The 8,928-nt window shown below is 48.0% G+C and carries 6 protein-coding genes and 2 pseudogenes; 7 read left to right on the top strand and 1 reads right to left on the bottom strand.

The window, feature by feature from the left end; translation table 11 throughout:
• The first annotated feature begins 2 nt into the window (after positions 1 to 2).
• The gene (locus SR894_RS16560; RefSeq protein ID WP_223289134.1) at positions 3 to 722 is read left to right on the top strand and encodes a hypothetical protein; all 720 of its coding nucleotides are present in this window, start codon (positions 3 to 5) and stop codon (positions 720 to 722) included.
• 286 nt (positions 723 to 1,008) lie between these two features.
• Here the strand turns inward: SR894_RS16560 and SR894_RS16555 are convergent.
• Positions 1,009 to 1,257 (bottom strand): annotated as a pseudogene (locus SR894_RS16555) (IS30 family transposase); the annotation flags it as partial.
• A gap of 1,418 nt (positions 1,258 to 2,675) precedes the next feature.
• Here SR894_RS16555 and SR894_RS16550 point away from each other — a divergent pair.
• The 6 genes and pseudogenes from SR894_RS16550 to SR894_RS16525 all read left to right on the top strand — a co-directional run bounded on the left by SR894_RS16550 (position 2,676) and on the right by SR894_RS16525 (position 7,297).
• Positions 2,676 to 3,668 (top strand): IS30 family transposase, encoded by a 993-nt coding sequence (locus SR894_RS16550; protein WP_223289248.1) that lies wholly within the window; start codon positions 2,676 to 2,678, stop codon positions 3,666 to 3,668.
• Entirely contained in the window at positions 3,661 to 5,004 is a 1,344-nt protein-coding gene (locus SR894_RS16545) for an SNIPE associated domain-containing protein (RefSeq protein WP_223289245.1), read from the top strand. The genes SR894_RS16550 and SR894_RS16545 overlap by 8 nt, the downstream gene beginning before the upstream one ends.
• A 59-nt stretch (positions 5,005 to 5,063) precedes the next feature.
• Positions 5,064 to 6,217 (top strand): IS3 family transposase gene (locus tag SR894_RS16540; protein WP_223289246.1). Its coding sequence is split into 2 segments (ribosomal slippage): positions 5,064 to 5,301 and positions 5,301 to 6,217, totalling 1,155 coding nucleotides; the frame shifts between segments, so codons are not numbered across the junction.
• A gap of 24 nt (positions 6,218 to 6,241) precedes the next feature.
• A pseudogene (locus SR894_RS16535) lies at positions 6,242 to 6,523 on the top strand (GIY-YIG nuclease family protein); the annotation flags it as partial.
• Positions 6,524 to 6,767: 244 nt separating this feature from the next.
• The gene (locus tag SR894_RS16530) at positions 6,768 to 6,986 is read left to right on the top strand and encodes a hypothetical protein (RefSeq protein WP_223289239.1); all 219 of its coding nucleotides are present in this window, start codon (positions 6,768 to 6,770) and stop codon (positions 6,984 to 6,986) included.
• Complete coding sequence (locus SR894_RS16525; RefSeq protein WP_223289240.1) at positions 6,983 to 7,297, top strand: hypothetical protein; 315 nt, start codon at positions 6,983 to 6,985, stop codon at positions 7,295 to 7,297. The genes SR894_RS16530 and SR894_RS16525 overlap by 4 nt, the downstream gene beginning before the upstream one ends.
• Positions 7,298 to 8,928 lie beyond the last annotated feature (1,631 nt).

Genomic DNA, 8,928 nt, shown 5'->3' with positions numbered 1-8,928 from the left:
GAGTGGATAACTTGGTTAAAATCGAGAGCAAAGCAGAGTACATGCAACTGAAACCTCTACTTGAATCATGGATAGATGCCATTCATGACTATTGTGAGGTTCATAAGCACGAAGAAAATTGCTGGTGGCACAACGAACGGGCTTCAATCAGCATATTGGCGGGGGCTGCATGGAGAGGTGAAAAGAAGTTAGGTCCCTGGGTAGCGCTGGAAGAATTTATTGCTAACAAACATCACTCGGTTAAGGAAGAAAAAGAAGGGGGGGTGGAGCCCGATTATCCAAGGGATAGACTTGGGCGCTGTGACTTGTACGTTAGCAACAAAAATACCTCTTTCGCATTTGAAGCTAAACAGGCCTGGCAATCTATTGGTCGTCAAAGCCCTTCAGGTTGGGCTAATGTGGGGATTGGTCTGGAAGAAGCATGGGATGACGCTGGGAAATTACAGGTCTATGAAGCTAACCACAGGTATGCAGCTACTTTTATTGTGCCATATGTGACGCTCAACGAGCTTCCCGATGGTGAGGAAGACCAAAAAAGGTATATAAGGGACCGAGTAGAAAGTTGGCTGAAGAACTGCGATGGCTTTGAACGCGTTAAGGGAAGGAAAGTTGCTTACGCGAGTTATTTTCCATATGAGTGCTTAGCATACTTTAACGATGAAATAGGAAGGCTTTTCCCAGGTATAGTACTAGTCATCGAAGAGAGAAAAAGAGCTGGCTAGTCTTTTAAAGTAAGTTGTTAAATCGTTGCTTAATAAAGCTAGAAACCCAGCGCTTGTGGTGCTGGGCTAACCCACCAGAGAATTGTGCTCGACTAAGCTATGTGCGGTGCTTTTACGCATGGCATTTTCACGGCTTAGTCGTGTGAAAATTTAACTCTGAACAACCTGTACCCTGCTTCCATAGCCTTAGCTGCCCAAGCTGGATGACATGCATCAATACGACGCAGTCAAAGAGAATTCGCGAAAAAAGACGCTGCCGTTGCCCTGTGCTATCAGTTTTCTAAATTCAACTAATAAGTGTAGCACCTGCGGTTTTAAGTGGCCCTGAGTATTCACCTAAGAACACCTGGGCTGGGGTTCGGTATCCCAGCCGCTTTCTTGGTCTATCGTTTAGCTTATTGACGATACTTCGTAGCTCGGCATTGGTCACTTTTCGGAAACCAGTAACTTTAGAAAAATACTGTCTAATCAGGCCATTGGTGTTTTCATTGGTACCACGCTGACATGAGCGGTACGGGTCGCAAAAATAGGTCTTTGCGGAGACATCATTTTAAAAATTTAAATTGCTAGCTTTGCACTCTAAGAAGTCTCTAAAGTACACTCAGTGTACTTTTAGAGCACATTTTCAGCGATGTAATGTTTAATATTGTTGGCTTGAAGTAATAGTGTCAACGCCAAGTGCGCTGAGAGTATCTGTGGAGTACTGAAAAGTACACACAGCGTACTTTGAGCGCTGGTAAAAAAACCACGCATTATTTGAACAATCATCTTGGTTACGAAATTTAAAACGTGTGATCACTAATAGCTGATTTGGTATCTGATGCAAATAAAAATCACATTCTCATACAATACCGCATCGCGACCGCCTCCCATGCAACTACTACTTGCATGAGAGGGGGTGGCGATGCAATAGAATTTTTAAGAAGAGCTCTCAGATTATTAGTGGATGAGGTAACTGAAACAATTAAAAAACGACATTCTCATGCAATACCGCACTGTACCCCCCTCTCATGCAAGTAGTAGTTGCACGAAAGGGGGGCATGATGCATTAGCTTTTTAAGAAGAGCTCTCATAATTTTTATTCGAATTTTGGGGCTTCCATGCAATAACTACTTGCATGGAAGGGGGGAGGGGCACATTACGTTGACTTAATTGCATGGGAGGGGCTTTCATGCAATAGATAGTTAATTGCATGAAAGGGGGTATATGAGTCGCGGCTCGACAATGCGGCAATTCCACATCACACAGATGCTGGTTGAGTTTGTTGAGAATTTTTGGGGCAACACCAACAAGATCGGCGATATGGTAGTGGATTGATTTGGTGGCTTCGGCTCAACAATGATTGCCTGCGAGAATCTACATCGTCACTTCCGGCTCATGGAACTAGATCAAAAATACTGCGAGGTGATTAAAAATCGAAGGTAGTAATTCACTGGCAAGCAACGCTTGAAGACTCCAACCCATCGTTTACTAAAATCGCTGCTGGCCGTGAGGCTGTTGGCTTGGTGATCCCTCCAGAACCCGAAACGGAAACGGTATCGCAGAATCCAGAACTAGTACCAGCCTGAAAAGGGATGGTTGCAAAAGGCAGAGTTAGGAATTAGCAGTCGATCAATGACGCCGTGAAAAAAGCGAGGGTGCAGCTTTTGTTGTTGGCGCAATTGTAAAAATACGAGATGACAAGTCCTGCCCCTGCGACGGGACGTATGTAAAAGTGAAGTAAATAGTAAATTCGCCTCACCTTAGTTAATGTTACCCCTGTATAAGCAAGTAACAAACAGGGGATTTGACGATGGAAAATGAATTAATAACTGGGGGCTTGCTGCTGCTAGCTCTTCTAGGGTGTTCTTTCCTGGATTCATAGAATAACCGCAGCACTTTGGATCACACAGTAGAGGAAGGAGGGCCAGCGCCGGTACCCTCTCGACTTTACCGACCAAAGTGAAGCAGAGAATGGGATACCGACAACTGACCCAGGCCCAACGATACCAAATTTTCGCTTACCTTGAGACTGGCATCAGCCAGCGACAGATAGCCAAGGCTATCGGGGTTCACAGCAGCACCATTAGCCGGGAGATAAAACGCAATGGGCTTACTGCTGGCTATGCGCCTGAGCAGGCTCAATTGAGAAGTGATCGGCGTCGACGCAGCGCCTGGAAAGTGACGAAGCGACTGCCCAGCCTAATTCGATGGGTCACTGATCAACTGATGGACGAATGGAGCCCCCAGCAAATTAGTGGCTTCATGGCGAATGCCAACGGGGTTTACGTAAGCCATCAGTGGATCTATGCGTTAATCTGGGACGACAAGAAACACGGCGGCGAATTATGGAAGCGACTCCGCCTACCACGCCAGCGGCGCTATCAGCGTCAATTGGCCAAGCATGCGGGATTGGGCAAAATTCCACACCGGGTAGGCATTGAACAACGCCCTGTCGACGTGGAAGAAAGGCGCTATATCGGCCATTGGGAAGGCGATACGGTGCTCAAGGGCCACAAAGAATCCGGCCTAGTGACCCTGGTCGAGAGACGCAGCGGATACCTCTTGGCAGCGCGCCTGCCGACGATCACAGCCACAGGGGCGGCCAAAGCGATGACCCGGTTATTAAAACCACGCCGAGGTGCAGTGCGAACCATCACCTTGGATAACGGTTCGGAATTCGCCGAGCACCGACAGGTTGCCAAGGCCGTCTCGGCCACGACCTATTTTTGCGATCCGTACCGCTCATGCCAGCGTGGCACCAATGAAAACACCAACGGACTGATCCGCCAATATTTCCCGAAAGGGACGGACTTCCGAAAGGTGAGCGACTCAGCACTGAGGCGAGTCGTTGCCAAGCTGAATAACCGCCCCAGAAAACGCTTGGGATATCGGACACCGGCACAAGTGTTCCTGGGAGAGTATTCAGGAGCGTTGGAAACCGCGGGTGCTGCGCTTAATGTTTGAATTCAGGTTTTATGGATTGACCTCGCTGAAAAATAAGAAAAAAAGCAAGCTAATAGCCAGTCTGGAGGAGGCACTAGCTACTAGAGATGGAGAAATATCAAACCTGAGTGGCAGGGTTGAGCACTTAATTAAATACCAAGCTATTGAAGATGCTGAGGCAGAAGCCACTAGGTTGATACTTGATGCCAAAAAAGAGGCTGGTCGCTTGTGGCAGGAGTCTGATCTGGAGTGTAAGCGGCTGTTGGCGGAATCACTAAAAGCTCGTGAAAATGCAGGTTTGGATGCGTTAAGCGTGCGAAGAAAGGCAGGAGAACAGTCAGATAAGATGATTTCTGATGCCCGAGAAGAAGCTAAGGCTATTCGCGAGCGCGCTAAGAATGTTGATAGTAAAGCCCAGGAAGTGCTTGCAGGTGCGCATGATCGCGCTAGCGACATTATTGCCAATGCTCGCAAGCAGGCTGAAGAAACAGCTGGTGACGCACTCAAAGCAGTAGAAAACGCCAAGCTTTATGAACGCACTGCGCAAGCCATGAAGAATATTATTGAGGGGTATCACGACGATTACATAGTGCCTAACGCCAGCCTGCTTGATGATTTGGCCGAAGACTTTTCTCATAAAGATGCTGGGCAGCGGCTAAAGCAGGTTCGCAAACAAAGCACTGACATGGCTAAGAATGGCCGTGCTGGTGATTGCGATTATGTTGAGCGTATCCGCCGCGAATATGCCATCCATTTTGCTGTCGATGCATTTAACGGAAAGGTGGATTCAATTCTTTCCAAGGTAAAGCATGACAATTACGGAAAGCTCCGCCAAGGCATAATGGATGCTTTTGCGCTGGTCAACCATAACGGCAAGCCTTTTAAAGACGCGCGCATTACTGATCTCTATTTGCAGGCCAGGCTTGAGGAGCTGAAGTGGGCAGTCTCCGTTATGGAGCTCCGTAGAATCGAGCAAGAAGAGCAGCGCGCCATTCGAGAGCAAATGCGCGAAGAAGAGAAAGCGCGAAGGGATTTTGAGAAGGCTATCAAAGAGGCAGAAAAAGAAGAGAGGATGCTGGCCAAGGCCATGGCCGAAGCACGAAAACAGCTTGAAAATGCCACTGAAGCTGAGCGCTCCCAGTATGAGGCTCGGCTTGCAGAGCTTGAGCTTCAACTACAAGCCGCGGAGTCGAAAGAACAGCGTGCGATCTCCATGGCTCAGCAGACTAGGCGCGGTCATGTTTACATCATCTCTAATGTTGGCTCGTTTGGTGAAAGCGTTTTCAAAATAGGAATGACACGTCGTTTAGAGCCCCTTGATCGTGTACGCGAGCTAGGTGACGCAAGTGTTCCTTGAATCGCCCCGGGTTTCGTAGACACCTCTAGGCCTTATACTAAAGGCATCTAGGAGGATCCATGAACCGTCCCCGTTACACTGAAGAATTCAAAATCGAAGCCGTTAAACAGGTGGTAGAGCGCGGCCATCGCGTTGCCGAAGTCGCTGAGCGGTTAGGCGTGTCAGGCCACAGCTTGTACCACTGGATCAAGCGCTACGATAAGCCGGTAGAACAACGACAAGAAGATGATGATCTCCACGCTGAAAACCGTCGTTTGAAGGCTGAACTAAAGCGCGTGTCAGAAGAGCGAGATATATTAAAAAAGGCCACCGCGTACTTCGCCAGGGAGTCCGACTGAGGTACGCGTTTATTCAAAACCATGCGAGCCAATATCCGATACGGCGTTTGTGCCGCATGATGGCCGTGCATCCTAGCGGCTACTACGCATGGTGCAAAAAAGTACTGTCTAATCGAGACCGGGATGATCAGCGTCTCTTGGGATTGGTCAAGCATGCGTGGCTTGAAAGCGGCGGTGTATATGGTTATCGCAAGGTCTACCAGGATTTGCGTGAGGCTGGCGAAGCCTGCGGTAAGCACCGAGTGGCCCGCCTGATGCGTAGGGAAGGTTTACGCTCCCAGACGGGCTACCGACGACGCCCTGGCTGCTATGGCGGTGGAAAACCGGCTGTTGTATCACCTAACCATTTAGACCGTCAGTTTGAAGTAACAGCGCCAAATGTTGCTTGGGTGACGGATATCACGTACATCCGAACATACGAAGGCTGGCTTTACTTAGCGGTGGTTATCGACCTGTTTTCTCGTCAAGTGGTTGGCTGGTCGATGAAGTCTCGTATGACCTCGGAATTAGTGCTGGATGCTTTGTTATCGGCAGTCTGGCGACGCAAGCCGCAAGGATCGGTGATGGTGCATTCGGATCAAGGAAGCCAGTTCAGCAGTGGAGACTGGCAAAGCTTTCTGAAAGCTAATCAGTTGGTGGGCAGCATGAGTCGACGTGGTAACTGTCATGACAACGCCGTTGCTGAAAGCTTCTTTCAACTCCTCAAGCGAGAGCGAATCAAGCGACAGATTTATTCGACACGCGAAGCGGCTAGACGTGACGTGTTCAATTACATTGAAATGTTCTATAACCCAAAGCGCCGACACGGGACAAGTGATAACTTATCACCGGTTGAGTATGAAAGGCGTTACTTTAAGAGCCTAACGGGTGTCTAGAATACTCGGGGCGATTCACCTTTCTCGTTTGATGTGCATGCCATGATATTCTCAGAGGATGCGCCAACGCTTGAACGTGAGCTGCACAAGAGGTTTGCTGCCCATCAGGTCAATCGCCTTAATGCACGAAAGGAATTTTTCAATGTGCCTCTTACTCAGGTGCGTGAGGTAGTGGATGATCATCAGGCTGAGGTTCATTGGACAATGAAGGCAGAGGCCTGGGAATATCGAGAGTCTCTTGCGGTTATCGAGAGTGAGCATAAAGAGCAAGCTGCTATTACCCAACTCAGAACTAGCACAGCATAGAGGATGCGGCTGAAAACTTCTCTATGGCGCTGGCAAAGTGGGGTGCGCGAAACTGTGCGCTATTTAATTAAATACCACATGCTGTATTAGCTCAACGGCTGCCCTACTATGTTCCTAGGCTGGCGCTGAATAGTTCTAGCCGCCACAGACCATTAAGCCCTGCCGGTCACCCGACGGGAATTTTTTATTTAATTTTTCTTTGTAGCTGCCGATAGATAGCCTTAGACACATAAATGGAGGCACTATGGCAAACCCTATATCATGGTTATTGAAAAAGTTATTTGGTCTGTTCTCTAAGCTTGAGACGGAAACTAAAGAAAAAATAGTCGATATTATCGTAGAAGCATTTCAAGGCTTATTTCGTAGATATTTTCAGCAAATGCGTGATCAAGAGACGAATGCTGAGCAAGCTAAGACTTCAGGGAGCAACTCCAATGGTGCGAGCTCGGGAGGCCGTCAATGAGCAGTTTTTATAATTACTACACTTTTCAAAAAGCCCCGGAAAATCGAAATCTTCTTGCAAAGAATAGTTCCTTCCCGGTTGTCATAGCTGAAAGCGTAGTTTCCGCTGCAGAGAAGACTGATTTACCAAAGGATGTGAAAAGCGCACAGCTTTATGATCTGGCCAAAAATATCGCTGAAGATGATGGCTTTGTTAAAGAGTTAAGTGATGCCATTGGTGAGCCCAAGCGGGAAGAAACAGAAGATATGTTTGTAGAACGTTCTTCTAAAAAGATGAAGGAAATGCTGATGGCTAAGCTGAAAAAATCTTAATCATCCACCTGTAATTATATTAATTAGCCTCGCTTGTTGCGGGGCTTTTTGCTTTCCGCATTTCCTTTGGGGGTCATTTAATGCACCTTACCCCCTTCATGCGGGACTTTCTTACATCAAGTGAATTTAAGCCTGTGAACACTTCTGTCCAAGCGTACGGTGTCAACATGTGCGGCTTCCTGGATACGCTGGCATTTGCTGAGATCGGCATGGTGAACTTGAGGGTCCGTGTACCAATAACGGTTACTGCCTCAATGCTGGGCCCATCTCCAGCAAGCTGATTTTAATGACGGATTATGACGACGACACGCAGAAGTTGGTTCATATCCGGAAGTGCTTGAGCTCAACCGCGGGTAGGTTGGTATCAGCAGCTAATCTGTTACTGGTTGAAATATCGAGACCAGTTGGGCCTGTCTGACTTTAGCCCCTTGAGCCAGGACTCAGCAAATACGAGAGTAGAAGTCGCTTCCGCTTATCCAGCAAGGTCAGCATCGCTGATGCTATCAATTGATGCCGGAATATCTGGGCCCTCGCTGCCAGGTTTTGGTTATGGACAGCATGAGTACTCATTAGAACGCCTGCTGTATGAACACAAGCGTGCCCACTGCGTGTTGTGTGACGAAGATAAGACTTGGTATGAGCGCGTAGTATTAAAGAGCCGTGCCACCTGACTAACACAGGCTGCCAAGATGTCACTCACGAGCTCAAAGCGAAAAGAAAAACGCACACCATGCTAAATCGCGACCCAAACAACTGACAGTGGCTTGTGAATGCTATCCCCTGACTAATATTGGGAGCTGCCACGTTCATCGTTGGGTGTATCAACGTCCTACATTGACCTCGGAGCGGCGCCTGCCTAAGGTATTGATGAGTGCAATTGTGAGTACGATACTTTCACTGTCCCTTTACACATTGTTGCTCTGGATTGCAGAAAGCATGGGCTGGCCGTCGGTGCTGGCATTCGATGGTTGTACCTTTCAGGCGTACATGGGCGTCGAGTGGATCCGCAATAAAGCTGCTGACTTTATAAAGTCTTCATCAGGGGCGGGGTAAGAAATGGTCACTCGTCTTAAGTGCAGTTCGAACCCTCGAACGCTTGCCAATGCGGTTTCTTGGCGTCATTTGCAGCCTCGCATAATTTCATCACATGAGGTCGAGCCTCTCAAATGCTTGCCAGTGTGGTTTCATGGCATCATTGTTGAGAATGATCAAGCAGAAGTGGGCGGAGTAGATGCCTGCGAAAATCGTGGCTATGCATCAGGTTGACCTTCGAGCGTAGTTATTAATCTAAAAAAATCGTCAGTAAGCAGCCCCAGACGTGGAGGCAAGAACCTTGACTCCGTGGCGTCGGAACGTTTTGATAGGATTGCGACCTTTAGTCATCTTGCGATTAAGATAATCGAGGACAAGCGGGCCGCAATCAAGTGGCTGTCTCGTTCGAGCAAAATGCTTAGAGACTAGGGCACCTATCATGCTTTATGGAAAGGGGACCGGAGCAATGCAGGTTCGGCGTTTTCTACATGCTATTGAGTGTGGCTGAGTGACATGAACGGTTAATGTGCCGGCCCTTCTAAAAATTGAAGGATTACATTTATAGCAATGAAACATTGCCGTGTGGGTATAAAAATTCT

The organism is Vreelandella neptunia, assembly GCF_034479615.1.
Taxonomy (GTDB): Bacteria; Pseudomonadota; Gammaproteobacteria; order Pseudomonadales; family Halomonadaceae; genus Vreelandella; species Vreelandella neptunia.
Note: the sequence above shows the minus strand (reverse complement) of the source record. Positions and strands in the feature narration are given on the sequence as shown.